Origin of the sequence: uncultured Campylobacter sp. (genome assembly GCF_937921625.1) — a bacterium.
Taxonomy (GTDB): domain Bacteria; phylum Campylobacterota; class Campylobacteria; order Campylobacterales; family Campylobacteraceae; genus Campylobacter_B.
The window spans coordinates 1-26982 of record NZ_CAKZTI010000023.1; the positions used below are offsets into that span (position 1 = coordinate 1).

The 26982-nt window shown below is 46.7% G+C and carries 23 protein-coding genes and 1 pseudogene; 20 read left to right on the plus strand and 4 right to left on the minus strand.

Going from position 1 to position 26982, the window contains the following annotated elements; all coding sequences use genetic code 11:
* Positions 1 to 277: 277 nt before the first annotated feature.
* The 10 genes and pseudogenes from Q0101_RS02895 (at position 278) to Q0101_RS02940 (ending at position 10329) form a co-directional block, all read left to right on the plus strand.
* Positions 278 to 646, plus strand: coding sequence for a cytochrome C oxidase subunit III (locus tag Q0101_RS02895; protein ID WP_297942155.1), 369 nt, complete (start codon positions 278 to 280; stop codon positions 644 to 646).
* Positions 643 to 1914, plus strand: coding sequence for a glutamate-1-semialdehyde 2,1-aminomutase (gene hemL, locus Q0101_RS02900; RefSeq protein WP_297942158.1), 1272 nt, complete (start codon positions 643 to 645; stop codon positions 1912 to 1914). Before Q0101_RS02895 ends, hemL begins: the two co-directional genes overlap by 4 nt.
* A gap of 31 nt (positions 1915 to 1945) precedes the next feature.
* Positions 1946 to 2242 carry an AtpZ/AtpI family protein gene (locus Q0101_RS02905; protein WP_297942160.1) on the plus strand — a complete coding sequence of 99 codons (297 nt, stop codon included), beginning with the start codon at positions 1946 to 1948 and terminating at the stop codon, positions 2240 to 2242.
* An 11-nt stretch (positions 2243 to 2253) separates the two neighbouring features.
* A complete protein-coding gene (locus tag Q0101_RS02910; protein ID WP_297942162.1) occupies positions 2254 to 3450 on the plus strand; it encodes a hypothetical protein in 1197 nt (398 codons plus the stop codon).
* A gap of 353 nt (positions 3451 to 3803) precedes the next feature.
* Positions 3804 to 4856 (plus strand): annotated as a pseudogene (locus tag Q0101_RS02915) (quinone-dependent dihydroorotate dehydrogenase); the annotation flags it as partial.
* A 977-nt stretch (positions 4857 to 5833) separates the two neighbouring features.
* Entirely contained in the window at positions 5834 to 7087 is a 1254-nt protein-coding gene (locus tag Q0101_RS02920; protein WP_297942164.1) for a pitrilysin family protein, read from the plus strand.
* Complete coding sequence (dapA, locus tag Q0101_RS02925) at positions 7080 to 7976, plus strand: 4-hydroxy-tetrahydrodipicolinate synthase (protein WP_297942166.1); 897 nt, start codon at positions 7080 to 7082, stop codon at positions 7974 to 7976. Before Q0101_RS02920 ends, dapA begins: the two co-directional genes overlap by 8 nt.
* Positions 7977 to 8756: an enoyl-ACP reductase gene (locus Q0101_RS02930; protein WP_297942168.1), complete on the plus strand. Its 780-nt coding sequence runs from the start codon at positions 7977 to 7979 to the stop codon at positions 8754 to 8756.
* Positions 8753 to 9310, plus strand: coding sequence for a CDP-diacylglycerol--glycerol-3-phosphate 3-phosphatidyltransferase (pgsA, locus tag Q0101_RS02935; protein ID WP_297942200.1), 558 nt, complete (start codon positions 8753 to 8755; stop codon positions 9308 to 9310). Before Q0101_RS02930 ends, pgsA begins: the two co-directional genes overlap by 4 nt.
* 14 nt (positions 9311 to 9324) lie before the next feature.
* Positions 9325 to 10329 carry a hypothetical protein gene (locus tag Q0101_RS02940; RefSeq protein WP_297942170.1) on the plus strand — a complete coding sequence of 335 codons (1005 nt, stop codon included), beginning with the start codon at positions 9325 to 9327 and terminating at the stop codon, positions 10327 to 10329.
* A gap of 86 nt (positions 10330 to 10415) precedes the next feature.
* On the opposite strand, the gene Q0101_RS02945 is transcribed toward Q0101_RS02940, so the two are convergent.
* On the minus strand, positions 10416 to 10640 hold the full coding sequence (locus Q0101_RS02945) for a hypothetical protein (protein WP_297942172.1): 225 nt from the start codon (positions 10638 to 10640) through the stop codon (positions 10416 to 10418).
* Positions 10641 to 10897: 257 nt separating this feature from the next.
* Here Q0101_RS02945 and rseP point away from each other — a divergent pair, with 257 nt between their 5' ends.
* From rseP to Q0101_RS02985, 8 genes are all read left to right on the plus strand, one after another.
* Complete coding sequence (rseP, locus tag Q0101_RS02950) at positions 10898 to 12013, plus strand: RIP metalloprotease RseP (RefSeq protein ID WP_297942174.1); 1116 nt, start codon at positions 10898 to 10900, stop codon at positions 12011 to 12013.
* Positions 12010 to 12648, plus strand: coding sequence for a YggS family pyridoxal phosphate-dependent enzyme (locus tag Q0101_RS02955; protein ID WP_297942177.1), 639 nt, complete (start codon positions 12010 to 12012; stop codon positions 12646 to 12648). The genes rseP and Q0101_RS02955 overlap by 4 nt, the downstream gene beginning before the upstream one ends.
* 349 nt (positions 12649 to 12997) lie before the next feature.
* The gene (locus tag Q0101_RS02960) at positions 12998 to 13264 is read left to right on the plus strand and encodes an ABC transporter ATP-binding protein (protein WP_297942179.1); all 267 of its coding nucleotides are present in this window, start codon (positions 12998 to 13000) and stop codon (positions 13262 to 13264) included.
* 195 nt (positions 13265 to 13459) lie between these two features.
* Positions 13460 to 14143: a hypothetical protein gene (locus tag Q0101_RS02965; protein WP_297942181.1), complete on the plus strand. Its 684-nt coding sequence runs from the start codon at positions 13460 to 13462 to the stop codon at positions 14141 to 14143.
* The gene (locus Q0101_RS02970; RefSeq protein ID WP_297942183.1) at positions 14136 to 14669 is read left to right on the plus strand and encodes a hypothetical protein; all 534 of its coding nucleotides are present in this window, start codon (positions 14136 to 14138) and stop codon (positions 14667 to 14669) included. The genes Q0101_RS02965 and Q0101_RS02970 overlap by 8 nt, the downstream gene beginning before the upstream one ends.
* Before the next feature lie 132 nt (positions 14670 to 14801).
* On the plus strand, positions 14802 to 15263 hold the full coding sequence (locus tag Q0101_RS02975; RefSeq protein ID WP_297942185.1) for a hypothetical protein: 462 nt from the start codon (positions 14802 to 14804) through the stop codon (positions 15261 to 15263).
* A 273-nt stretch (positions 15264 to 15536) separates the two neighbouring features.
* Positions 15537 to 16346: a class I SAM-dependent methyltransferase gene (locus Q0101_RS02980; protein WP_297942187.1), complete on the plus strand. Its 810-nt coding sequence runs from the start codon at positions 15537 to 15539 to the stop codon at positions 16344 to 16346.
* 264 nt (positions 16347 to 16610) lie between these two features.
* Complete coding sequence (locus tag Q0101_RS02985; protein ID WP_297942189.1) at positions 16611 to 17723, plus strand: hypothetical protein; 1113 nt, start codon at positions 16611 to 16613, stop codon at positions 17721 to 17723.
* Positions 17724 to 18015: 292 nt separating this feature from the next.
* Here the strand turns inward: Q0101_RS02985 and Q0101_RS02990 are convergent, their stop codons facing one another.
* The 3 genes from Q0101_RS02990 to Q0101_RS03000 all read right to left on the minus strand — a co-directional run bounded on the left by Q0101_RS02990 (position 18016) and on the right by Q0101_RS03000 (position 21374).
* Positions 18016 to 19647, minus strand: coding sequence for a cation:proton antiporter (locus Q0101_RS02990; protein ID WP_297942191.1), 1632 nt, complete (start codon positions 19645 to 19647; stop codon positions 18016 to 18018).
* Positions 19648 to 20135: 488 nt separating this feature from the next.
* Complete coding sequence (locus tag Q0101_RS02995; RefSeq protein ID WP_005870178.1) at positions 20136 to 20447, minus strand: helix-turn-helix transcriptional regulator; 312 nt, start codon at positions 20445 to 20447, stop codon at positions 20136 to 20138.
* A gap of 12 nt (positions 20448 to 20459) precedes the next feature.
* Positions 20460 to 21374 (minus strand): DnaJ C-terminal domain-containing protein, encoded by a 915-nt coding sequence (locus tag Q0101_RS03000; protein WP_297942194.1) that lies wholly within the window; start codon positions 21372 to 21374, stop codon positions 20460 to 20462.
* Positions 21375 to 21542: 168 nt separating this feature from the next.
* On the opposite strand from Q0101_RS03000, the gene Q0101_RS03005 reads away from it, so the two are divergent.
* Entirely contained in the window at positions 21543 to 22964 is a 1422-nt protein-coding gene (locus Q0101_RS03005; protein ID WP_297942196.1) for a Do family serine endopeptidase, read from the plus strand.
* 854 nt (positions 22965 to 23818) lie between these two features.
* Positions 23819 to 26982, plus strand: a 3164-nt coding sequence (locus Q0101_RS03010) for a hypothetical protein (protein WP_297942198.1), incomplete at its 3' end; no start/stop codon positions are given.

The following is a 26982-nucleotide window of genomic DNA, read 5'->3' on the forward strand; positions in this document are numbered from 1 at the left end:
AGGCGGTGCTATCAATGCAGGATTTGAGATTATGTTTTAAATTTTAAGAGGCAAGGTACTTTCCTTGCCTCCTCTGTCACACTACCACAAAGTTGATTAGAATTTATATTTTAAAAAATAACATATAAAATATAGCGTAGGCTTTTAAATTTTAAAATTCTAGCCTCTCCTCCTCTCGCGCCGCTGTATTTGCTTTTAAGCTCAAAAATTATATCATTGCGCCAAATTTTTCAAAGCGAGCCGTTTAAATTTAATGCAAAATTTATCAAAAAATCTAATGCGAAATCTACCTGCGCTGGCCCTATTTTCGGGTATTTTGTGTGCCGATAGCTTTATCACCGATGAGGAGTACGGCGCGATGCTGTATAAAAACCCCCGCGGCATCGGCTGCGACAAGTGCCACGGCGAGAAGGGCGAGGGCTCGCTGATCGCGACGTATAAAGAATTTAACCGCACCGCAGGCGCTTACTACGAACGCGCCCTAAATGCGCCGCCGATCAACAATCTATCGCTTCAGGAGCTCGCCGACGGGATCAGTAGCTCGCGCGACGTGATGCCAAGCTACTTTCTGACGCAAAATGAGATCATCATCATCTACAAATATATAAAATCGATAAATCAACCCAAAAAGAAGGAGAAAAAATGAATAATCACGACGAATTTTTAGTAGCACAAAAACTTATCCCAGGCGGCGTAGATTCGCCGGTGCGAGCATTCGGCAACGTAGGCGGCGAGCCTTTTATGGTGGATCGCGGCGAGGGCTCGTACATTTACGACGTCGAGGGCAAAAAATATCTCGACTTCGTGCAGAGCTGGGGTCCGCTAATCTTCGGTCACGCCGACGCAGACATCCTGCGCGCCGTCGTGCAAACCGCCAAAAAGGGACTAAGCTTCGGCGCATCCAGCCCGCTTGAGACGCAGCTTGCCTCGCTAGTGCTAAAAAAATTCGATTTCCTAGATAAGATCCGCTTTACCAGCAGCGGCACGGAAGCCACGATGAGCGCGATCCGTCTTGCGCGCGCCTTTAGCGGACGGGATAAAATTTTAAAATTTGAGGGCTGCTACCACGGTCACAGCGACAGCCTGCTCGTCAAAGCCGGCAGCGGCGCAAGCACCTTCGGTAACGCAAGCAGCGCGGGCGTACCGCAGGACGTCGCAAAAAATACCTACCTAGCCAGATACAACGACATACAAAGCGTTAAAGACATCCTAGCGCAAAACGACATCGGCACGATCATCATCGAGCCTATCGCGGGGAATATGGGCTTGGTGCCGGCGGATCCCGAATTTTTAACCGAGCTTCGCGCGCTGTGCGACGAGAAAAATATCGTGCTGATAATCGACGAGGTAATGAGCGGCTTTCGCGCGAGCGAGCTAGGCAGCTACGGCATCTACGGCATCCGCGGCGATCTGGTGACCTTCGGCAAGGTCATCGGCGGCGGTATGAGCGTGGCGGCGTTTGCGGGCAAGCGCGAAATCATGGATATGATAAGCCCGCTAGGAGCGGTATATCAAGCGGGCACGCTAAGCGGAAACCCCGTCGCAATGGCTGCGGGCATCGCTAGCCTAAGTAAAATTTACGCTAGCAGCGGCCTTTACGAAAGGCTCGGCGAGCTGGCGCGTAGGCTTACGGACGAGCTTTGCGCCATAGCACAGCGCCGCGGCATCGCGCTGCAAACCGCCTGCGTAGGCTCGATGTTCGGCTACTTTTTCGCAGACGAAGAGGTGCGCGACTATGACGGCGCCCTGCGGGCAGACACCGCGCGCTTTGCGAAATTTCACGGCGAGATGATTAAGCGCGGCGTATTTTTGGCGCCTAGTCAGTTTGAGACGGGCTTTATCTGCTCCAGCATGAACGAAGCGCAGATCGACTTTGCGCTAAACGCCGCGGATGAAGCGATGGCGGCGCTTTAAGGGCTGCATTTTAAAATTTTACGGATTTTAGATGAGAGTAACGAAAAATTTAAACAAAATCGTAAAGGGCGCCTGCGACATCAGCCTAGGCATCTCAATCGTCGTAGCGATCGGCATCGGCGTAGCGATCGGGCTTGGGCTGCGACACCTCACGGGCTCGCTGCTTTTATTATGGCTCGGCATCGCTATCGGCATCGCGGCGGCGTTTTTGAACGTTTACCGCGCGTGCAAGGCGCTAAATTCGAGCCTAAAGGAGCTTGAGGACGATCCGAAATACAAGGCGGATCCGAAAAATTTCGACGACGATGAATGGGATGAGCGAGATTGAATAGGCGGTTTTTGCTCATATACTGCGCGCTAAACGCGGCGTTTGCCCTGCTTGGGCTAGCGCTTTGCGGCACAAGATTTTTCGGCACGGGCTCTTTCGGTGTGCGGGCGCTTGCGTGGCTTCTTAGCCTGGAAGCGGGATTTTTGGGCGCATTCGGCGCGGTATATTTTTCGTTTCGCGCTTACCGAAACAAAATAGAAGATGAGCTAAGAGCCGGCAAATACGATGAAATTTTATGGCAAAGCCCTAAAAATTCCGCCGGTTTTATAAGCGGCGAAACTTCCGCCTGCGATATAAATTCCGCAAGCTGCGGCGGCAAAAACCAAGGCAGCATAGGCGGCGGCGATAAAATTTTATATAGCAAAATTTGCGACGGCGAAATTTTAAAGAGAGAAAGCTTTAGCGATCTAAATTTAGGCGCCGAAATTTTAAACACTCAAAATTCCGAAAGCGCCGTAAATTTCACGAGCGGCGATAGCTGCGTCGAAAACGATGACAACTACGCCCTGCACGACGAAACCGCCGCTGAGTGTGCCGCAAACTCCGTCGATATAAATTTTACCCGCGGCTCGAATTCAGGCACCGAGTACGGCAGAGCTTCCGCTGGCGAGTGCAACGTAAATTCTACGAAGAGCGACGACAAAACCTCCGCTTGCGACGCGACCGCTTTAGGGCACGCCGCCGATAAATTTAATATGAATGGCAGCGACTTACACGGCGGCATAAGCGAGAAAACTAGCGATAGTTCGCAAGGCGGCATAGACGAGCGCTGCGACGACTTGAAAAATTTAGCGAGCAGCGATCTGGGCGGCGGCGTAGATAGCGGCGGCTGGAGTGACGATGCAGATCGCAGCAATCATGGCGATGGCACAGTTAACGGCAATAGTGGCGGCGATGTAGATAGCGGCGAGCCGGACGACGGTACGAGCGATTTTGGGGGTGGGATTGGCGCCGCGCGCAACGGATCAAAGGATGATTTCGACGGCGCGGACGATTGGGATGATGAGCGTAAAAGAGGCGAGGTTCGGAGCAATTTTGCGGGGGCGTTTTTCTCTCCGTTTAAAATTCTGTCCTACGCGGCGCTCGTGGCGGCGATCTACCTGCTTGCCAAGCTGTCTTTACTAAACCCGCTGGCGATTATTTTGGGCGTTACGATCATTCCTCTGGGCACGATGATCGCTGCTTTCGGCGCTAAAGACGCGCGCTAAAGCTCAAACGGCGCGAGCAGGACGCTTTAAATTTTAAAATTTAGCTTGCGCGGGATTGAGCGCAGATCGGCGCAGGATAAAATCGCGTACGACCCCTGCACCGCGAGCTGCATTGCAGACACCGCGCGTTTCGGCACGTACCCGGGCGGGCTAAATTTATAAAATTTACGCCGCGTATCTTTAGACTTCTGCGCAAATTTAAACCGCCCATTGCAAGCCATAGAAATTTTACCGGCATTTCTCGCGTAATTCTAAAACTAAATTTAACCGCCGAGAATTGCAATTCAGCGCGAAATTCTTATCTATATTTAATTAAATTTTAGCTACCATTACGCAAAATTTGAGGAAAAATTATGAATTATGATACCTTGAAAAAAATCTTTTTTCTATTTGATCCAGAAACCGCTCATAAGATCGCAGAATTCGGACTTCGCGCGCTCTATGCGACCCCGGGCGGGCTTGAGGCTTTGGCAAAATTCGGCGTTTATAAAGATGAAATTTTAACTCAAAATATATGGAATCTCAGCTTCGATAATCCAGTAGGTATCGCGGGCGGCTTCGACAAAAATGCCACGATGATCGCGCCGCTGGCTGCTCTTGGCTTCGGACACATCGATTTTGGCACCTTTACTCCGCGACCTCAAAGCGGCAACGAAAAGCCGCGACTTTTTCGCCTCGTAGCAGAGAAAAGTATTCAAAACGCGATGGGCTTTAACAACGAAGGCGCCGATATTATCGAGCGTCGCGTGCGAAAAATTTATCCTTTTAAAATCCCGATCGCCGCAAATATCGGCAAAAATAAGGCCACCTCGAACGAGGACGCGCTAAGCGATTACGAAGCCTTGGGCCGTAAATTTAACGGGCTATGCGATTTTTTCATCATCAACGTAAGCTCGCCGAACACTCCAAATCTGCGCGCTTTGCAAGAAAACAGCTTCATAAGCGAGCTGATCGGAGCGATGAAAAAAATCACAAACAGACCGCTCGTCTTAAAGCTGGCGCCCGATATGAGCGCGGATCAGGCGATCGCACTGTGCGAGTGCGCGGTGCAAAGCGGCGCAAGCGGCATCATCATAAACAACACCAGCGTCGATTATTCTCTAAGCCCCAACGCTAGGGACTTCGGCGGCATAAGCGGTAGGCTGATCACAGAAAAATCGCGAAAGCTTTTCGCACAGGTCGCTCACGAGCTCTTCGGCCGCACGGTCCTAATCAGCTGCGGCGGCATAGACAGCGCGCAGGAGGCCTATGAGCGCATCAAATCGGGCGCGAGCCTGGTTCAAATTTTTACCGCCTTTATCTTCAAAGGCCCGTTCGTCGCAAAATCGATCAACGAGGGGCTAGCGGAGCTTTTGCGCGCAGACGGCTTCAATAACATAAGCGAGGCGGTTGGGGTAAATTTAAAAGATCGCGCGGGCGAAGGATACGGCATCAGAGGCGATCAGGCCGAAAGTCGCGGCGACGGCGCGGATTTGCGCGCTTGCGAAGACAAAGAGGCGGATAAAATTTCAAGCGCACCCAAAAGCAGAGATGTGGATGAAATTTCAAACGACGGCGAAAGCAAAATTTTAAGCACTCAAATGGGTGAAATTTCCGCCGCTCAAACAGATGAAATTCCGGGCGCTCAAACAAACTCAATCTCCAAAGCGGATGAAAATTCCGGCACTTCGGCAAATTTAAACGCCTTGGTAAGCGCAGATACCGCGACGGATCAAAGATCAATCGAGCAAAGCGGTGCGGAGAGCGAAAATTCCGAGGTTAAAAATACAAAACGAAACAGCGCAAAGAGCAAGAATTTAGAGACTAAAAGCGCAAAGCAAGGCGGCGCCGATGAGAAGCAGGATAAAATTTCAAAAACTACCTCCAAAAGCGGCGCGAATCAAAAACAAAGTCAAATTTCAAAAAGCGGCGTAACCTCCAAACGCGGTAAAATTTCAAAGGACGCTACGCAAAAAGACGCCGCACAAAAAGATACTGCGCAGTATGATGACGCCTCGCAGAAGGACGTCGCGCAGGATAACAGCGCCTCGCAGCAAAATGGCGCCGAAGCAAAAAATATCTCGAAAAGCGACGCAAAGAGCGAGAATTTAGAGGTCAAAAACGCGAAACAAAGTGTCGCGGCAAGCAAAACCGCCAAAACAAAAACCGCATCTAAAAATAAAGCCGCGACCAAAGTCGCGTCAAAAAACGACATAGAAAGTAAAAATTCTAAAACTAAAACCGCGCCAAAAAATAGCGCGGAAAGCAAAAGCTCCAAGAGCAAAAACGTAAAGCAAAGCAGCGCAAAAACTAAAAATGCCGAGGCTAAAGAGGCCAAAGAAGCGAGCGGTACCCAAAACGCAGAGCAAAACTCAAGCAAAAAACGAAAGGCGAAAAAAGATTAATGTTTCCGAAATTTAAGAAAATCACGCTGCAAAACGGGCTTCAAATTTATCACATTCCGATGAATAAAGGCAGCGGCGTCATCAGCGTGGACGTGTTTTACAACGTCGGCTCGCGCGACGAGGTGATGGGCAAAAGCGGCATCGCGCACATGCTGGAGCATCTAAATTTTAAATCCACAAAAAATCGCAAGGCGGGCGAGTTCGACGCAATCGTAAAGGGATTTGGCGGCGTAAATAACGCAAGCACGGGCTTTGATTATACGCACTACTTCATCAAGTGCGCGAGCTCAAATTTAGAGGTCTGCTTGGATCTTTACGCCGACATAATGCAAAACTTGAGCCTCAAAGACAAAGAATTTCAGCCCGAGCGCAAGGTCGTGCTCGAAGAGCGGCTGTGGCGTACCGATAACGATCCGTTCGGATACCTATTTTTCAGGCTCTACAACGCCGCGTTTTTGTACCACCCGTATCACTGGACGCCGATCGGCTTTCGCAAGGATATCGAAAACTGGAGCATCAAAGATATCAAGGAATTTCACGCTAAATTTTATCAGCCGCAAAACGCCGTGCTGCTGATCACCGGCGACATCGGCGAAAAGGCGGCGTTTGATGCAGCCAAAAAACACTTCGCGCCCGTAAAAAACAAAAGCGAAATTCCGAGCCTTCACTGTACCGAGCCCGCGCAGGACGGCGAGAAGTTTAGCGTTATTTACAAAAACAGCGAGGCGCAGATAGTTGCAGTCGCTTTTAAAATTCCGCCGTTTAACCACCCTGACGCCGCGGCGATCAAAGCGATGGATATATATCTTAGCGGCGGCAAGAGCTCGCTTTTGCAGCGCGTGCTGGTCGATGAGAAAAAGCTCGCCAATCAGATCAACATCTACGATATGAGCGCCAAGGACGAGAATTTATTTATAGTCTTTGCCGTTTGCAACCAAGGCGTAAGCGGCGAGGCGCTGAGGAGTGAAATTTTAGCGCTGATCGAAAAAGCCAAAAAAGCTAAAATAAGCGACGACGATATGTTAAAGATCAAAAACACCCTAAGTAGCGATCTGATCTACTCCCTCGACAGCGCTAGCAAGGTAGCGCAGATGTACGGCAGCTACATCGTCCGCGGCGATCTGGACGCGCTATTTAGGCTGGAGCGCGAGATCAAAAACCTAGATAAAAGCGCGGTTAAAAAAGCGATGAAAACCTATCTAAACCTTAAAAGCTCCACAAGCATTATCTTACGAAAGGAAAACGATGAATAAAAATGTCATAATCGGCTCTATGACGGCGCTGATCACGCCTTTTAAAGAGGGCAAATTAGACGAGCAGACCTACGCTAAGCTCATCAAAAGACAGATCGCAAACGGCATAAGCGCGGTCGTGCCCGTCGGTACCACGGGCGAGAGCGCGACGCTGACGCACGACGAGCATCGCGTCTGTATCGAGATCGCCGTAGATGCGTGCAAGGGCACGGACGTCAAGGTGCTAGCGGGCGCGGGCAGCAACGCAACTCACGAAGCGATCGGGCTCGCGCAGTTTGCGCAGGCTCACGGCGCGGACGGAATTTTATCCGTAGCGCCCTACTACAATAAACCCACCCAAAAGGGGCTGTATCTGCACTACAAGGCGATCGCAAGCTCGGTAGATCTACCGGTTCTGCTCTACAACGTGCCCGGTCGCACCGGCTGCGACATCGCCGCAAATACGATCATCAAGCTTTTTAACGACTGCGAGAACATCTACGGCGTCAAAGAAGCCAGCGGCAGCATCGATAAATGCGTCGATCTGCTCGCGCACGAGCCCCGCCTTAGCGTGCTTAGCGGCGAGGATGCGATCAACTATCCGATCCTAAGTAACGGCGGCAAGGGCGTGATCTCCGTTACGGCAAATTTACTGCCCGATTACACGGCAAAGCTAACGAAATTTGCGCTGCAAAATGAGTTTTTAAAAGCCAAGCAGATCAACGACGATCTTTACGCGATCAATAAAATTTTATTCTGCGAGAGCAATCCGATCCCGATCAAAGCGGCGATGTATATCGCGGGCCTGACGCCGAGCTTGGAGTACCGCTTGCCGCTTTGCGAGCCGAGCGCGGAAAACCTCAAAAAAATAGAAAACGTAATGAAACAATACACTATCAAAGGATTTTAATTGACGAACGAATTTAAAGGAAAAACGCTAGTTATCAGCGGCGGCACGAGAGGCATAGGCAGGGCGATAGTTTTGGAATTCGCAGCTGCAGGGGCAAATATCGCTTTTACGTATAATTCCAACGAGGAGCTGGCGACTTCGCAAGCAGCCGAGCTTGAGAAGGCTTACGGTATCAAGGCGCGCGCTTATGCGCTCAATATCTTAGAGCCAGAGACCTACAAGGAGCTCTTTGCCAAGATCGACGAGGATTTTGCGCGAGTGGATTTTTTCATCTCAAACGCCATCATCTCGGGTCGTGCGGTCGCGGGCGGATACACTAAATTTATGAGGCTAAAGCCTCGCGGCATCAATAATATCTTTACCGCAACGGTAAACGCCTTCGTCGTGGGCGCACAAGAAGCCGCAAAGCGCATGGAAGCGGTAGGCGGCGGCTCGATCATCTCGCTTAGCTCCACTGGAAATTTAGTCTATATCGAAAACTACGCGGGTCACGGCACGGCAAAAGCCGCCGTCGAAGCGATGGCGCGCTACGCTGCGACCGAGCTCGGCGAAAAAAACATCCGCGTAAACGTCGTTAGCGGCGGACCGATCGAGACGGACGCGCTGCGAGCCTTTACCAACTACGAAGAGGTACGCGACAAAACCGCCGAGCTTAGCCCGCTAGGACGCATGGGGCAGCCGGAGGATTTGGCGGGAGCATGTTTATTTCTATGCTCGAGCAAGGCTAGCTGGGTGACGGGGCACACCTTCATCGTCGACGGCGGAACGACCTTTAAATAATGCTAAATTTACCCAATATTTTAGCGAGCTTTCGCGTTGCGCTGGCGCCGCTGTTTTTCTGGCTAATCTTACTAGCCGGTCATGCGAACGGCGGCATGGTGGGCTCGGTGCACGTCAGCTGGATCGATTATTTCGCCGCGCTAGTCTTCGTAATCGCCTCCGTCACGGACTTTTTCGACGGATACATCGCGCGCTCTTGGAATCAGAAGACCAAACTAGGCGCCATCATCGATCCGCTCGCCGATAAGATGCTGACGCTTGCGGGCTTTTTGGGGCTTATGTTTATCGGACGCGCTAGCCCGTGGGCGATCTATCTGATCCTAATCCGCGAGTTTTTTATCACTGGTCTTCGCGTGGCGATGGCGGGCGACGGCGTAGAGGTCGCCGCGTCGATGGCGGGCAAGGTAAAGACGGTCTTTCAGATGATCGCTATCGGCTGGCTAACGATGCAGTGGCCCTATGCAAACGCCCTACTTTGGATCGCGGTTGCGCTAACGCTATATTCGGGCTTTGAATACATCGCGGCGTATGCCAAGGCTACGAAAAAGAGTTAGAATTTAGGCTAAATATGGCTTTCGTAGTTGAAGAAAAAATCGGCGAAGAAAATGCAAGAAAGTATAAGCTCAATAAGGTAGAAAAAGATATTAGAAACAAAATTTCTAAAAAGCGATTGCCTTTTAGATGTTATCCTGAAATTTCTATAGAATTAAGCTGGCGCATAGATAGAGAGCTTGGTGCCTGGCTTATAAACTACGGGAGCTTTAGCGGCTTTTGGGATCATTGCAATTTAGATTTTAACGCATATAGATTGTATTATCAAGGCAAAATGTTTGATACAGTCATTACTTACGGCGCTTGGTTCGGCGATTTTAGGATGATAAATGGACAGAAGCGACGTATCCATAAACTCTATGCGCTAGAACCGAGAAGTAGCGGCAAGCTCAGCAAAAGCGATATTTTTAAAATTTTACAAGACGCCCTTAACGCCGAAAATGAAAATGTTTTGCTAATAGACGCCCTGGATTACAACATTGATTATGTAGGTAGATTTTTGATTGATGGATACCGCTTTGAGGATAACCTAGAGCAAATCATAAATCCATTTAGAAATCAACACGGTCTAGCTAGCTTAAGCCGAGATGAGATAGATGGTCTGTGGTGTATCTCAAAGGAGCTAAACGAGATTTTTCTTATAAAAGTGGGCTCGGCTGGCAGTAATGATCTTTTTACGCTTACTCATTACAATCACGGTTATTACGAATACCACGCAAATATAGTGCTAAAGCAAATTTCCAACAAAACCGTAGATGGAATAAATGAAATCAGCTATAAGATAAAGAAAATAGAAATTTTAGGCGATCGCAGCGCCGCGCCGACGCAAGGCAAAATAAAACGACTGATACGCAAAATGTTTAGATCCACTTGCGAAAGCGGATTAAAGGGCTTTAGTCCAAATTTAATAGATAAAAAATTTAAACTAAGCTTGATCTTACATTCATTTGAAGAATCAGAATTTTTTATCAAACTAAAACAATGTATTGTGAAGCTACAAAATCTCATCACAAGACGCTAGAACTCGCACTTAAGTGGGTTTTAGCGATAGGATTTCAGCGTAAAATTTCACCTATTTTAGTAGCGCGGAATTTTAAAATTTCACGTTCAAATTTTGCTAGACAAAATTCCATAGATGCTTAGTCTGTATGCGCACGGCGGCGTGCTAAACTTATAAAATTTGAAAGCATAAAATTCACCGCGCAAAATTTCAGGACGGCGCGGCAGTATTTTAAAACACAACGGAATTTCAAAGCGCGACAAAATTTTAGAGTATGACGACTTGCTAAGACATAATGAAATTTCAAAGCATAGCGGCAGTTCAAACCACAAAGCCCCGTGCAGCAAAATTTTATAATCTACTCCGCAAAATCTCGCGGTAAAATTTCGTTTTTAAATTTTAAATTCCTCACGTCCTCTATCCGCCTGCGCGCCCTTAATTTAGCTAAATTTATAGCCCGAAACGGCGGCGGGCTAAGCTCAAAAAACTAACCAAGTTTAAAAAAGCAGGCTAAGCCCAAAAAGCAATCTAAGCTTAAAATTTGCAAAATAATAGTAAGCTTAGCCCATTTTTTACAAAGGTTTGAAATTTGAAAAGCATTATTTTAACGCTAGCGATCCTAGCGGTCGGCTTTTATTTTTACTCGATAAATTTTATGGTCACGGTGCTGGCAATCAGCTTCCTCATCTTTTTCCACGAGCTGGGGCATTTTTTGGCGGCGCGAGTACTGGGCGTGGGGGTGAACGTCTTTAGCGTGGGCTTCGGCGAGAAGGTCTTTACCAAGCGTATCGGCGCGACGCAGTACGCCATCAGCGCGATCCCTCTGGGGGGCTACGTAAGCCTTAAGGGGCAGGAGGATTTGGATCCCGCCGCAGCAAGCATGGACCCCGACAGCTACAACTCCAAAGGCCCGATCGCGCGCATAATCATACTTTTTGCGGGGCCGTTTTTTAACCTGCTGCTTGCGTTTTTGATCTACATCGCGCTGGGTTACATCGGCGTCGAAAAGCTAGCGCCGAAGGTCGGCAAAATCTCGCCAAATTCCGCCGCAGCAAGCGCAGGGCTAATGCTAAACGATGAAATTTTATCGATCGACGGCAAGCAGATCCGCGAGTGGGACGACATCTCAAAGCAGGTAACCGCAGCACCTCTAAGCTTAGAAATTTTACGCGGCGGCGAGCGACTGAGCCTGACGCTCACGCCAAAGCTCGGCGAGAAAAAAACCATCTGGCGCGAGAGCATCAGAGTGCCGCTCATCGGCATTTCGCCTGATTACAACGCGACCGTGACGCTATATCACAAGGGCGCGAGCTCGCTTAGCTTCGCGTGGGATCAGACGGTGGAGGCATCAAAGCTCATCTTGGTAGGCCTCGAAAAGCTCGCCAGCGGCGTCGTTTCGCCCAAGGAGATGGGCGGCATCGTCGCTATTACAGACATCACCTCAAAGGCGGTCGATTACGGCGCCGCCGTCTTGCTCGCGCTCGTGGCGCTAATATCGGTAAATTTAGGGCTTATCAACCTCTTTCCGATCCCCGCGCTCGACGGCGGACACATCGCGTTTAATCTCTTTGAGCTCATCTTCCGCCGCCCGGTGCCAAAACGGGTATTCGTGGGTGCTAGCTACGTAGGTATGGGGATTTTGGCGCTTCTGATGATATTTACGGTACTAAATGATTTCGCTAGAATTTTGGGATTTTACAAATGAGGCTGGATGAAATTTTAAAGCGCATTGAGGCTGCGAAAGCAGGCTCGGGCGAAGTGCAGCTAGTCGCGGTAAGCAAAAACGTAGGCACGGATGAGGTACGCGAGCTGTATTCGCAAGGACAGATCGCATTCGGCGAAAACAGAGTGCAGGAGCTAAAGCGCAAAAGCGAGGCGTTGCGTGAACTGTCGCTAAAGTGGCACTTCATCGGCACGCTACAAAGCAACAAGATCAATCAGCTCATCGCTCTGCGCCCGACGCTGTGGCAGAGCTGTAACAGTTGCGAGCTCGCGCTTGCCGTAAATAAGCGGCTGAATTATCCGCTAGATACGCTGCTGGAGATCAACGCCGCGGGCGAGAGCTCCAAAACGGGGCTCGATAAAAACCGCGCGGTGGAGGAGTTTTTGCGCATCAAGCAGGAGTGCAAAAATCTAAATTTAATCGGCGTGATGAGCATCGGCGCGCACGTGAGCGAGCCCGCGCAGATCGCGCGAAGCTTCGAGGTGAGCCGCGAGATCTTTGATGCGCTCGTGCCGCACGGCGCGCGGATCTGCTCGATGGGGATGAGCGATGATTTTGAGCTCGCGATCAAATGCGGCTCGAACATGATCCGCCTGGGTAGAATTTTATACGCCTAAGCTTCCGAAAGGCGGGCCTTAGCGCGCGAGTGAATTTATACCGCTTTTATTATACGGCGCGCTTGATTTGTCGCGCAAGCCGAATTCGGCGCGTAACTTGAAATTTAGCGCAATGCTTGATTTTACGCGCCGCTTAAAATTTAGCGCGTTATTGAAATTTTACGCAGCGCAACAACACGGCATCAAATTTTAAACCTCAATAAAAATTTATTCGCAACGACGCAAATTTTAAAGACGTGAGAATATAAAATTCTAAGCGCAATCCGCATAAAGACAGAATCTTAAAAGGCGAAATTTCAAGCGGCGGCAGCTGGCGTACATCGCGCGCACGCTGGTTCAGGGCGCGAAAGTGATCTTTATGGACGAGCCGACCAACGGGCTGGATTTTGGCAATCAGATCAAGCTACTCGAGATGATAAAGGCGCTAGGCGACGAAGGCTACACCTTCGTGCAGACGACGCACTACCCGCGGCATGCGAAGTTCGTTTCAAGCTTGACGCTGTTTATAAAAGACGGCGAAATTTTAGCCTTCGGGCGCAGCAAGCAGCTCATAAATGCCGAAAATATCGATAAAATTTATGGCATAAACTACGAAAGATACGAGGATAGATTATAAATTTTACGAGCGCGTAGCGCCGTTAAATTTAGCCGAACTAGGGTAAAATTGCGCGCATAGAATAACTTCTCGGCGACAAGACGGCGCGCCGATAAAACGCTGAGCTGCGGATCGCGACGGCGGCAACGTAAGCAGCAAACTGAATTGTTAGCGAGTAAAACGTCTAAATTTAAACGATAAATTTAAAGGAAAATCATGACTCCGCGCGAGATATTTTTAAATGGCTGCAATGAGATCGCGGCAAATTTTGCGTACTTCAAGCCCACGCAAAAGGGGCAAAAACTAACGAAGCTCACAAGCGACAAGGAGATTTTATTTGAAATTTATTTTGGCTCCAGCATGCGCAATTACTCGGGCAGCGTGAGCATCCTGCCGCAGATCGCAATCTACTGCAAGCGCCTAAAAAAGCTGATGCAAGAGGAGCTGTCCTACTCGACCGATCTTGTTTTTGTATCGCACCTGGGCCATCTCACGCCGCGCAAACAGTTTCGCGACTGGCAGCTCGCAGGCGCTAGCTTCGAGCCCGGCGTTCGCGAGATTAGCGCGGCTATCAAGGACTACGCGCTGCCTATTTTTGAGCTTTTTGAGGACAAGCAAAAGGCGGTGGAGTTTATGATGCGGCATGGGGCTAAATTTAACAAAAATCTAAGCGCTTTCGATCTGCGCCCGATCTACTTTATCTATTATTTCGGCGGCAGGGACGCGGCGGAGGCATTTTTCAACGTCTGCCTAAGCGATTGCACCTACAAAGGGCGATTTTATAAGCTTTATGAAGAGCTTGCAAACGGCGCGGAGGCGGATTTTGGCAGGAGTTCGTTTTGGGGCGATGCGGAGGCGAAATTTGCATTTGTAAAAGGACTTAGAATTTTAAATGGCTGAAGCTTTAATTCAAATTTTAATCGTTATTTTTAGCGTCTTGCTTCTGGGCGGGATTATTTGGGCGCTCCTTCGGCGCAATCCTCGTAAGCTTAGCTCGCGCCGGCTTGCCGCGATAGATGGGATAAGCGAAGCGGACGCGGTAAAAAGGCTTTCCGTGCGACCGTTTTTGTTCTGGCTGGAGCGGTTTTTTATCTCGTGCGAGAGCCTTTGGTTCGATCAGGATTTCATCTACGTTTTTGACGGACAGAAGCTCGCGGCGAGGTATAAATTTGAGCAAATTTTAGCGCTTGAAGTTACAAAAATACGGATAAATCATGCTAGGATTTGGCGGATCCGCTTTGCGGACGGCGCGAGCGAGCTTGAACTTGGCGGCGCAAACAAGCCCGAGCAAGACGGCGCGAGCGAGTATAAATTTGTGCCCGCCGCTTCGATTTTTACGCCAAACTTTAAAGAATTTTTGCAAATTTTACGCGATAAAAACCGAGGCGCAATCAAGACGGAGTCTAGATTTTGGGAGAGCGTTTAGCGCGGCAGAATTTTACGAAGCGAATTTGCAAAAAGGTAGAAAAGGCGCGCAGCTTTCAAGCGCGATCATCGTAAAGGGCGGCAAAAGCTACGCGCGAAATCGCAAGAGGCGATAATAAATAAGGGGGGCAAAATGAAACGCTGGAGCAAGCTTCAAAAACAGCTTTACGAGCTCGTGGATGAAAGCATTGATTTTAAGCTCCACTGCACGGTTTATAGGATGCAAAGCAGGCGCGGCAGCACGGATTTGCCGCGATATTTTATCACGCTTGCGGGCGAGATTATTTTTGATTACCCGAAGGATTTCGTGCAAAAAAGCGGCAGCGTAAAAAACCTAGCACAGGGCGCTCTAACGAAAATTTATCCGTATAGTAACGACATAAGCGACATCGGCGAGCTTATCCGCGAATATATCGACACGCCCAAAGATGAGCTGTTTAAAAAGCATTTTGACGCCGATGAATGGGGGCTTGCAAATATCCTAAAGGCTGCCGACAAACGCATCGGCAAAAGGAGGCTGCAAATTTTAGCCAAAAACAGGAAAAATCAAGCGATGCAAAAGGTAATAGCGGCTAGATTGGAGGCTTTACAATAAATCCAAGCAGCGATTTAAATGCGGAGCGAACAAGCGCGGACGACAAACTAAAAATTTTGATTTATGAGCGGACTTTCTAAAATTTAGCTTCGATCGTTCGGTGAAAATTTAAAGAATTTCGAGCATATAAAATACGCAGAGGTGGGCTTACCTTAGCACTTCTCGCCGGGCGGTTTGAAATTTCAGGCGGGTTTGGGCGTGGCGTATAAATTTGCGCTAAAATTTAACGAAAAAACGGTGCGATCTGCCCGATAAATTCAGGAAAGGATAATTATGATTTTAGCTTCAAACTACGATGAAATCGACTTTGACGCGCTTTATAGGGCGCAAAAAGCAAAAAGCTCATTCGGCAAAAAACTGGCCGAGCATTGGGACAAAAAGGCGCCTAGCTTCAACGAAGGCGTGATGAAAAGCGCCTACGCGCGCGAGTTTATAGACAAGGTCGATTTTACTGGCGTCTCCACGCTACTTGATTTCGCATGCGGCGCGGGCGCGTTAAGCGTGCTGGCGGCGGAAAAGGTAGATAAAATTTACGGCTACGATTTTTCGCTCAAAATGCTGGAATTCGCCCGCGAGAATGCTCAAATTTACGGCGCAAAAAACGCTAAATTTGCGCAAAAAGCCTTTGAGGACGACTGGTCAGACATGCCTGAGTGCGACGTGGTTTTTGCCTCGCGCTGCCTTGAGGTGGACGATCTAAAAGCCGCGCTTAACAAGCTTCTTTCAAAGACCAAAAAGGCGCTTTACATCACTTTTAAGGTGGGCGGCAGCTTCGTGGATGATGAAATTTTGGATGCGATAGGACGCGAAGTGGAGCAAAAGCCCGACTTCGTCTATCTTTTAAACATCCTGTTTCAAATGGGCTATCTGCCGAGCCTCAGCTATATCAAAGCCTGGTGTCACGGCGGCGGAGCGAAAAGTGCGGAGGAGTTTGTGCAAAAGACGCGCTGGATGCTCGGCGGCGAGCTAAGCGAAACGGAGGAAGCGCGGCTGGCGGAGTATTTTAACAGCGGCAAATACGAGCCAAAGCGGGATTTTATGCACTGGGCATTCGTGCGGGTGGATAAAACGAATGAGCTTTAGCTCGGTTGCCTTATTTTATGAATGGAGCAGGATAAATTTTGAAGCTAAATTTAGCTAGAAAAGAAGCGTAAATTTAGCCTGCTAAAAATTTTATCGATAAAATTGCAGGAGTCGGTAAGTATTCATTTTTAAAAATTTAATGCAAAATCGGGATCGCTTGTCCGCTAAAAAAGAAGCAAGTCAAAAAACTCGCTTCATTAAATTTAAAACGCTACGGAGTAAAAAAGCAAAATTTGAGCTAAAATAACCGAGAAAGGCGGTAAAATGCAAACGCAAAAAAACAAAATCCCCGCGGACATCAGCCAAATTCCGCAAGAAATTTTAAAAAGCTATGATAGATTTCGCTTTTGTAGATATCTGTTTTTCGGGACGCTTTTGACCTTTCTCATTTATATCGTCGTGTTTCTTACGTTTGTACATGATGCGCCCATAATGTCGTTTTTATGCATGCTCGCGCTATCTGCGATAAATATACTCGTCTGTCTAAACAGGCTGAAGTATAAAAAATATGCCCTGCTTTTATTTAGCGATGCAGATAAGGCCTTTATGCTTATATGGATACATGTGGCTGCGATATTTTACGTCCTTTATGCTTTTGTCGGATTTTATTTACAGATAAAATATCACATAGACTGGGATACGCGTCAGATTATACCCGCTATTTTTATCGCTATTCCGGCGGCGATAATAACATATAACGCAAATCCGGAATTTGACGCCGATGAGACCGTGTATCTACCGGCACCAAAATCGCAAGCAAAAATCGGCGGAGTCATCGCTGATAAAATTTCCGGCGAGCAAAATTTTAACAAAACAAACGGCGAGGCGCAAGCTACCCAAGATGAAGCCGCTAAATTTGATCAAAAATTTAATGACTCGAGCCTTGAAACAGAATCTATCCAAAGAAAAGAGGAGGCGCTAGAGTACGGCAAAGCTCTAACACGAATTGCAAAAAATTTAAAGCAAAAATATCAACTTCACCGTTTGATCAGATTTACTTTCGCGAGTTTTGCGACAACGGTTTTTTTGATTTTATTTTTACCAAATTCGTATGAATTACACTGGGCGTTTATAATTAGCGCCGTTTGCACGATTATATTTTTCTTTTCAAAACGCAGATACAGCAAACTTTTCGTAGAAAATCCCGAAAAAAGCAATACGATTTTCGCGATAGAAAATTTTGCGATTGTGACATTAGTTTTGTATTATCCCATTATGGCTATAGCGTTATGGCTTGCTGGCGGCGGTAGTGAATCTAACGATATAGGGCTATTTTTTGGCTTATTTTATCTTCTAGCAGTGACGCCTGTGTCCGTTATTACTATCCTTGTTTGCCTAGCACGCAACTTAAGCGTTTATAAAGAGATAAAAGAGTGAAATTAGTAAAATTTAAACGAGTTTTTAAATAACTTTATCGCTCAAATATATTTCATCAGCTCCTTGTCTAAGTATTCTTTAGCTATGGAAGGACAGCTTAAATTTAGAATTTAAATCAATCCAAAGCAGCATTTTGCGTCTTTAAATTTGCAAGCCCGCCATTTAAATATATCTTATTTATCTGCGTTCATTAAAACGCTTTAAATTAGCTGAGTATAGAAGTAAGAAAATAAAGAGCGTGGAGATTTTAGGCATAGCAAATGCGTTTAAATTTGATCTTAAACGCTCAAGACTACTGCGTTAGCTTACATTTCAGCGCCTCTTGCAAAAGCGCATTGGCTACTACTCTCTCCTTTTTTACGAAGATAAAATTTTCGCCGTATTCGCTCTGCAGCTCGCTTTGTGGATCGGCACCCGTATGCATCACTATGATATTTGCTTTTAAATTAGAGCCGTTTAGCATCTTGGCGACGATGTCGAGCTTTTGCTGATTTGCGATCGTTAGGATGATGACCGACGCATCGCGCGCATGCAGCTCGTCGATCGCAGTTTTTTGCATTATATTTACAAAGTATATGTTCTCTCCACGCGATTTACCGAGATCAACAAGCTCTAAATCGCTCTCGGCGACTACATATAGCAGCCCCTGATCTTTAAGGCGCAGCACCACTTCTTGCCCTATCCTGCCGTAGCCTGCTACAATGATATGATTTTTCATCGGCGGGATTTGGGTTTTATGCTCCTCATCCTCGAGCTTTTCGACTTTGGATTCAAAGCGATTGGCAATTTTATTTAAATTTTTAAGAATAAAGGGCGTTAAAATCATCGTCGCGGTTACGACTGTAATTAAAATTTGCCCATTTTCCTTACTTAGCATATTGCGGCTCATCAGTAGCGAAAAGATCGCAAGCGCAAACTCACCTATCTGGCATAGCGACAGCGCCGCTTTTAGTGCTATCCTTTTACCGGTCGAGAGAAATAAGATCGCGTAAATCACAACCGTTTTAAGCGCCATTATAACGATAATAGCGAGCAGGATTAGCCCATAGTGCGAGACGATGACTTCAAAATTTATCTGCATACCAATCGTGATGAAAAAAAGTCCGAGCAGTATGTCTCGAAACGGCGTCAGATCGGCCTCTATCTCGTGTTTATACTCGGTTTCTGCGATGAGCATGCCCGCGATGAATGCGCCCAGCGTGTATGAAAAGCCAAAAACATGCGCCAAAAAGCTAGCCCCCACGACGGTAAAAAGGATGGTCGCGATGAAAATTTCTTTAGAATTCGTCTTTACGACGTAGTAGAGGAAGCGGTTGAAGGCGAATTTGCCGAGCACGAAAAGGATCACTACCACTATGGCGGCGCTTACGGCGGTTTTTAAAATGAGATAATTTACTGGAGTGTTGTCGGTAGAGCCAAATATGTCAATCATAAGCAAGATAGGGATGACGGCGAGGTCTTGAAAGAGCAGGATTCCAAGTACCTTGCGCCCGTAGTTTTGGTTGATTTCACCTGTTTCGTTGAGCGTTTTTAGCACGATCGCCGTAGAGCTAAGCGCGAGCGCAAGCCCGATAATCATCACGGTTTTTATGTTTCCGCCGAAAGCTTGATCGATGATGAGCGCTAGAATAATACCGGTGCCGAGTACTTGGAGTATGCCGTTAAAAAATACGTCCTTTTTCATGCTCATCAGGTGATGGAAGCTAAACTCAAGCCCGATGGTAAACATCAAAAAGACGATGCCGAATTCCGCCAGCTCGGACATATGGGCGTTTTCGACACTGCTTAAGCTATATATCTGTGAAAAGCACACGCCCGCGACGATATATCCGATGATAGTGGGAATTTCAAAAATTTTAAAGACGATATTTAGCACTATCGCAAGCGCGGTGATCGCAAGAAATAGCTCTATGACAAGCTCCATTAGCTCCCTTTTTTGTAAGATTATGCATAAAATTTAGCGCTAAATTTATTGTCAAATTTTACATTATCCGCGACCATTTACCGGAGGCGATAATCGATGAAATTTTATCTTTTCATATAAATTTACGGGTAAATTTTATAATGTGATTTTACTAAAATCCCGCTTAAAAATAGAGAAATTATGTCGCACTTTATCGCTAAATTTAGAGGTTTGCGGTAAAATTTTAATGTCTAACGCGGCTTGGAATTTTAAATTTTAAAGCTAAATTATATCAAGGCGACTTTTAAATTTAATTGTAAGAAAATTCGCCCGAGTTTGCTTAGCGCAACTTTAAATTTGACGCGCCCACAAATCCGCATTGAAAATCAAAATTTATCGCTTGAATCTACGCTTGAGAGACGATCTTGCTTTTTAATAGCATTAAAATCTCAGCTTATAGCACCAGGATCTGATTTTTGCTGAGCTTTAAAATTTTTATTTCGCAGACCTTAGTCTGTCTCTCCGCCAAGCTCTAAAATTCTAGCCCGCAGCTCCTCGATCTCGCGCTCATACTCGGCAATCCTTTCTTGCAGGCGAAAGATCACATCCACGCCCGCAAGATTGACGCCAAGCTCCTTTGTAAGGTTTAAAATCATGCGTATGCGGTCCATATCATGCGCCGAGTACAGGCGCATCTTGCCCTCCGTGCGCCCCGGACTCACGAGCCCTTCGCGCTCGTATTGCCGCAATGTCTGCGGATGGATATCTAGGACCTTCGAAACTATCGATATGAGATAAACCGGCTCATCGTAATCATGCATTTTGATGCCTCCTTATAGCTTTTGCAGCGCGGCTTTGACGTCCTCATCCAGCGAATCGACGTCGGGAAGGACGACGTTTACCACCGCGTATAGATCGCCTAAAATTTTACTCTTGCGGTTTTGCACGCCGTAGCCTTTTAGACGGTATTTCTGCCCGTTTTTGGTATTTTTTGCGATCTTTATTGTTGCGCTTTTGCTTGGCGTCGAAATTTCTACCTTTCCGCCAAACATCGCCGTTTTCAAAGGCACGTCAATCTTTTTGAAAAGATCGTCGCCTTCGCGGCTGTACTCGGCGCTTGGCGCGATTTTTATTTCCAAAATTAGATCGCCGCTTTGAGCGCCTGATTTTTGTCCTTTACCTCTGATGCGTAGCTTTTCGCCTGCATTGATGCCCGCGGGCACTTTAAATTTAACCGTCTCGCCGCTTACGCGCACGCTCATCTCGCCACCTTGTATCGCGGTTTCAAAAGGAATTTCAATCGAGCTGTGCGTATCTAGGCTCTGCGCGCCGCCAAATCCGCCACCGAAACTGCTGCCGCTAAAGCCACTAAAACCTTCGCCGCCACCAAAAGAGCTGAAACTAAATCCACCGCGCGAACCTGCGCTTTTTGCGCCGAAGGAGCCGCCGAAAATGCTGTTTAGGATGTCGTTTAGATCGCCCATGTTTGCCGAGCCCTGCGCGAAATCGTGGAAATTCTGCCCACCGAACATCTCATCGCCATGGCGGTCATACTGCGCCCGCTTCTTCTCGTCGCTTAAAATTTCATACGCGGCGTTGATCTCTTTAAATTTATCCTCAGCTCCGGGCTCTTTATTGATATCCGGGTGATACTTACGAGCTAGCCTGCGGTAAGCTTTTTTAATCTCCTCGGCGCTTGCTGATTTATCCACGCCTAAGGTTTCGTATAAACTGCTTGTGCTTGCCATTTTAATCCTTAAAATCTTAAAATTTATGTAGATTATATCATAAAACTTTAGTGAGTGTCAATCAAGTTTGCTAAATTCTATTTATAAATTTTAATTTTGCGTTAAGAATATATTAGCGGACAAAATTTATAATTCCGCCAAAATTTCATTATCACAAAGGAAGCAAAAATGAAAAAATCGATCATCATATCGATAGCTTTAGCAGGTGCGCTTTTTGGCGCTAGTATCGACATTAAAGAAGCTCCAAGCAATTATGAGCGCGTAAATCCGGGCTTTAATCAAGACGTGGTGCTTTCGTATCACAGCTCGCTTGCGGACGTAAAAAAATCCGTCGTCAATATCGCAACTAAAACCAAGATCAAAGCAGGCAATAGCCCGATGTCGCAGATGTTTGACGATCCGTTTTTTAAGCAATTTTTCGATTTTGATATTCCGCAGCAGCAGGAGCGCGAGGGAAGCTCGCTAGGCTCTGGTGTCATCATCTCTGAAGACGGCTATATTGTCACAAATAATCACGTAATAGAAAATGCCGACGAAATCGTAGTTACGCTATTAGAAGGCGATAAGGAATATAAAGCCAAGGTAATCGGCACCGACCCTAAAACCGACCTTGCGATCATCAAAATCGACGAAAAAAATCTCTCTGCGGTTAAATTTGCCGACTCGTCCAAGGCTATGGAGGGCGATATCGTCTTTGCTATCGGAAATCCTTTCGGCGTGGGCGGCACCATCACTCAAGGCATAATCTCGGCGCTAAATAAAAACAATATCGGGTTAAATCAATATGAAAATTTCATCCAAACCGACGCTTCGATTAACCCGGGCAACTCAGGCGGCGCGCTAGTGGATAGTCGCGGCGCGCTTTTGGGAATAAATTCCGCTATTTTAAGTCGCGGCGGCGGAAATAACGGCGTAGGCTTTGCGATCCCTTCAAATATGGTAAAAGAGATCGCTGAAAAGCTCATCACAAACGGCAAGATCGAGCGTGGCTTTATAGGCGTTACGATCTCAGATATGTCTAAAGATCAAAAAGAGCTCTATGAAAGCAAAGAGGGCGCACTAATCTCAAGCGTCGAAAAAGACATGCCTGCCGATAAAGCAGGCATCAAGCGCGGCGATTTGATTACCAAAATAAACGGCAAATCTATCAAAAACGCCAACGAGCTAAAAAATTTAATCGGCTCAATGGCTCCAGGAAGCTCAGTGGATGTAGAATTTGAACGCGACGGCAAAAGCAAGAGCACGACTATCAAGCTAGACGCGATGAAATCCGACTCCACCACCTTAGGCTCAACCGGCGAGGACTCAAAAAGCGCAATAGAGGGGCTAAAGCTAAGGACGTTAAATGACAGCTTGCGCCGCAAATATAACCTCGACGACGATGTCTCGGGTGCCCTCGTCTTAAGCGTCAAAAATGGCTCAAAAGCCGATGATTACGGCTTTGAGGTAGGCGACGTGATCATCCAAGTCGGTCAAAACGATGTCAAAAGCACAGACGACTTCGATCGATACATCAAAGATTACAAGGGCAAGAAAACCCTAGTTTGGGTTATCAGACGCGGAATTCCGCAAGGTCTTGTAATCCGCTAAGCTTAGTCCACCAAGCTTAGCGGCGAGTAACGCGAAAGCGTTAAAATTTAACCGCGGCGAGCCCAGGACAAAGCATTAGCGGAACATTGCGAGTAAGCCAGCAGAAGTTTTTGGGATTTTGAACTTTCTGATAAGCGAAATTTCGAGCTTTCGAGCACAAAAGATACATAATAAACTATAAAGATGGGCTTTTGGCAGGCATTAAAAGTTGCCGGAAGCTCTCTGTTATTTCAAGCGCCTCTGAAAGCCCTCTGCTATTTCAAAATACCGCTAAAAGCTCAAATTTCGCTTGAAATTTTTAGAATTTTGCTTTTTTGCTTTTGTTTTCACTTGGAATTTTTAAAATTTAACCCTCCACGCCGCTACTTTATCGTTTTTATCGCCTCGCCTGAAATTGCTTTTAAATTTTAATCTCTTTGCCAACGACATACCGCAAAAGTATGTGCTTCTAGCCTGAAATTACTTCAAATTTTAATTCCTCTTGTATATTACTTCACTTTAAATTCTACAAATCCAAATTTTATAAAATCTATGTCCTACCCTATTTCTCGATATCAGAAACTGCTGCCTCTTTATTCTAGCGCTTTTATCGCAGCGTCGTTTCTTGGGAATTCCGCTGGCTAAATTTTAAAGTCGGAATTTTAAAATTTAGCTATTTTGTAATCGTAATTTTTCGTTTAAGCTTCAATAACAAAAATAAGCTGAAATTTTACTTTATTATCGAAAACGTTGCATCGCAATACCCATTTTTTCGCATTAAGCTACCTTTCGTTAGAAATTGTATTAAATTTATTGTAAATAGGTATTTTTATAGTATAATGGATAGTTTTTATTTTTTACGAAGGATTACAACTATGAAAGATATTAAGATACCGATTATCTCAGGTCTGAGCATAGCCGCGACACTAGCGCTGATGCCGATGCAAGCTTTAGCCGACAATGCAAAAGCGACGGTAACCGGCGGCGGCAGTGATGGTGTTTTGCATACTCCAGGCGGCGGGTATTACTCGGGTGGTTATGAAGGCGCTGGTAACGGAGGTGGCTCCAAAAATCATATAGTAACTATCACCGGAGATGCTTCAGGTATTGATATGTCGGGGTACAGTATATACGGTGGCGGTATGGGTCATCCTAACATTACACCTACGACATCGGCCGATAGAAATCAGATCACCGTTCAAAACCGCGCTACCGTTACCACCGTAATAGGCGGTGAAGGCATAGGCGCAACAGGCAATACCGTAAACATAATAAATGCAACCGTTAATAGAGTCGTTCTCGGCGGCAACGGCACTTGGGCAGGAAAGAGACCTCAATCGGGAGATGCCGTCGGCAACACCGTAAATATCGAAGGTAATAGCCATATAATCGGCGATAATAGTACCATGGGAAATTTCCAAGCTATAGTATCGGGAGGTCGTGCTAGATATGGTCACTCTGCAGAAAATAATACGGTAAATATAAAAAGCGCAGCACAAATAGATAAATATAGGATAGAGGGTGCTACCATACACGAAGGCGGCTCCGCGAAAGGCAATAGCGTAAATATTATGGGTGCTATCGTCTTAGGCAGCGGTCAAGAAATAGATGGCGCAGTATCGGTATCTCCAAATTTCGCTAGTACATTAGAGGAAAACTATGTCTTCATAAACAGCGCCGGTGCTAAACTTCAAAATATAACAGGCGCCAATGCTACTAGAGATGGCATTACTATTGGAAGCAACGCTACGGCTAGCAAAAACTACGTAAAGCTACAAAACGGAGAGGTTCAATCTACTACGGGCTCATATATGGCAGCCGTTTCTAACGACAATTACTCTGAAATCAGTGGCGGAAAGGTTATAGGTGACGTTCACGGAGGCTTCGGCGGAGGTTCTGGTACCAATCACGTCGCTACTAGCACGAATGATTACGTCAAAATAAGCGGCGGCGAGATAGGCGGTAGCGCTTACGGTTTCAGCAACGTAAACGGAGAGATAAAAAGTAGTTACGTTGAAATGAGCGGAGGCAAAGTAGCGCAAGATGCTATCGGCGGAAACAGCGTAAATGGCAAAATTTCAAATACCAAAGTAACTCTAAACGGCGGTGAAGTAGGTCGCGACGTCATCGGCGGAAACAGCGTTGACGGCGACGTTACGGGCGCCAGAGTAAAGATTGAAAACGGCGCTACGGTAGGTCACGATATCATCGGCGGTAGAAGTGAAAGAGGCAAAGCCGAGGGTAACTGGGTAGTAGCGGATTTAACAAATAAGACCGTTAATCAAGTAATCGGTGGAACAAATCATATCGGTAGCGGTAGTGGGCAAGCGAATAATAACCGCGTGCAACTAACGGGCGACGGGGTAAGCAGTGCGGTAAACGGGCCTGCCCTAGGCGGACGCGGTGAGCAAGGCGTCAGCGGCAATGAATTCTCTGCAACCGGAGTAACCTTTAACGACAACGTTTCTGGTGGAACTACGTCAAAAGGTAATGCTACGGGAAACGTTTTAACCTTGTCAAATTCTAAAGTAGAGGGTGGTAAACAAGTCAAAGGCGGCAATGCTATGTTGTTGGGCTCCGCATCGGGTAACCGTGTAAATTTATGGGGTCATACCACCGTAACGGGAGATGTTTTCGGCGCGGAGGCTGTGGGGGCAAATAGTGATAATAATACGGTACATTTATCAGATAGCACCGTCACCGGCACGATTTACGGCTTATACGGCACCGGTAGCGGCAACGGCAACACCTTGATAAATGCTTCAAACGCTAGCAATCCAAATCATGCGGGTAATATCGCTAGATTTAATGTTTTAAATTTTCAAAACATATCAAATGCGAATTCCGATGCAAGCAAAGCCGCTCTTCAAATTACGGGTGGAGCTCAAACCGATATAAATAATGCTAAATTTCAACTTGGCGGCACTGATTATAATGTAGATACTTACGCGATAGGCGACGGCGAGAAGCGCTATCTGATCCACAATGAAAACGGATTTACCGGTTTTGACGAAACACAAACGACCAAGCGCACTGATAATGTATTTACAATCAAAAATAAAACTACCTACTCGATGAATTTAAAGGGTCTAATGAAAGATGATGACGGAAAATCCATCGTAATCCAAGGTAAAAAGAAAACAGACCGCACTATCACTGGAGCGTTCGATAACGGCGAGGTTGGTAAATACTCCGGTCCTGCAGGCGATCCTACTATCGACGTAGGTGAAGATCCAAATGCACCGCAGAATTTCGGCGGGCTAGATATCGATACAAATAACGTTCCTAACGCTAAGATAAATTTAGTAAGTGGCAATAATATAGGCACGATAAAAGCCAATGATGATGATACTATAAACGTAGGCAAAGACGGCAACAATCCACTAGTGCCGGGCAATATAACTGCAAAAAATATCGAGAAATCAGGCCCCGGCAAGCTAAAGATGAATTTCAATCTGCCTAACAACTATAATGGAGGTAATCCTGCGATCAAACTTACGGATTCGGGCACTACTGATCTAACTGGTACTGATGTCAATGTAAATAATGCCAAAGATGGCACCACATACACACTCGTTAAAAAGACTAACGGCGGCACTATAAATTTCAACGATAGAGACGTCCAAAAAAACCAGGCCTATACTATTACAGACAAAGATCACTATCAGTATGATGGCGAGACTTTTAGAAGAGAAAACGGCAATCAAGAGCTTGTTTATAAAAAAGGTACCATTACCAACGCTTGGGGCGATACCGATTTCGATAGCAGCGAGCTAACCAAAAATCAAGCTAGCAATAAAGCTGCGGGCGCTACTGAGCTATTCGGCAATAAAGGAAACACCGTAATCGTAAAAGAAGGCGCAGGCAATCTAGGCGGCAAAAACATAAGCTCGGGTAGAGCCGACGTCAAAGATACCGAAACGCCTAATACTATCCATGATAACTACACTACGATCAAAGGTGGAACGGGATTTGGCGATGTATATGCAGGCTATGGCGATAGCGGAACCCAAGAGGTTCACCACAACGAGCTAAGCTT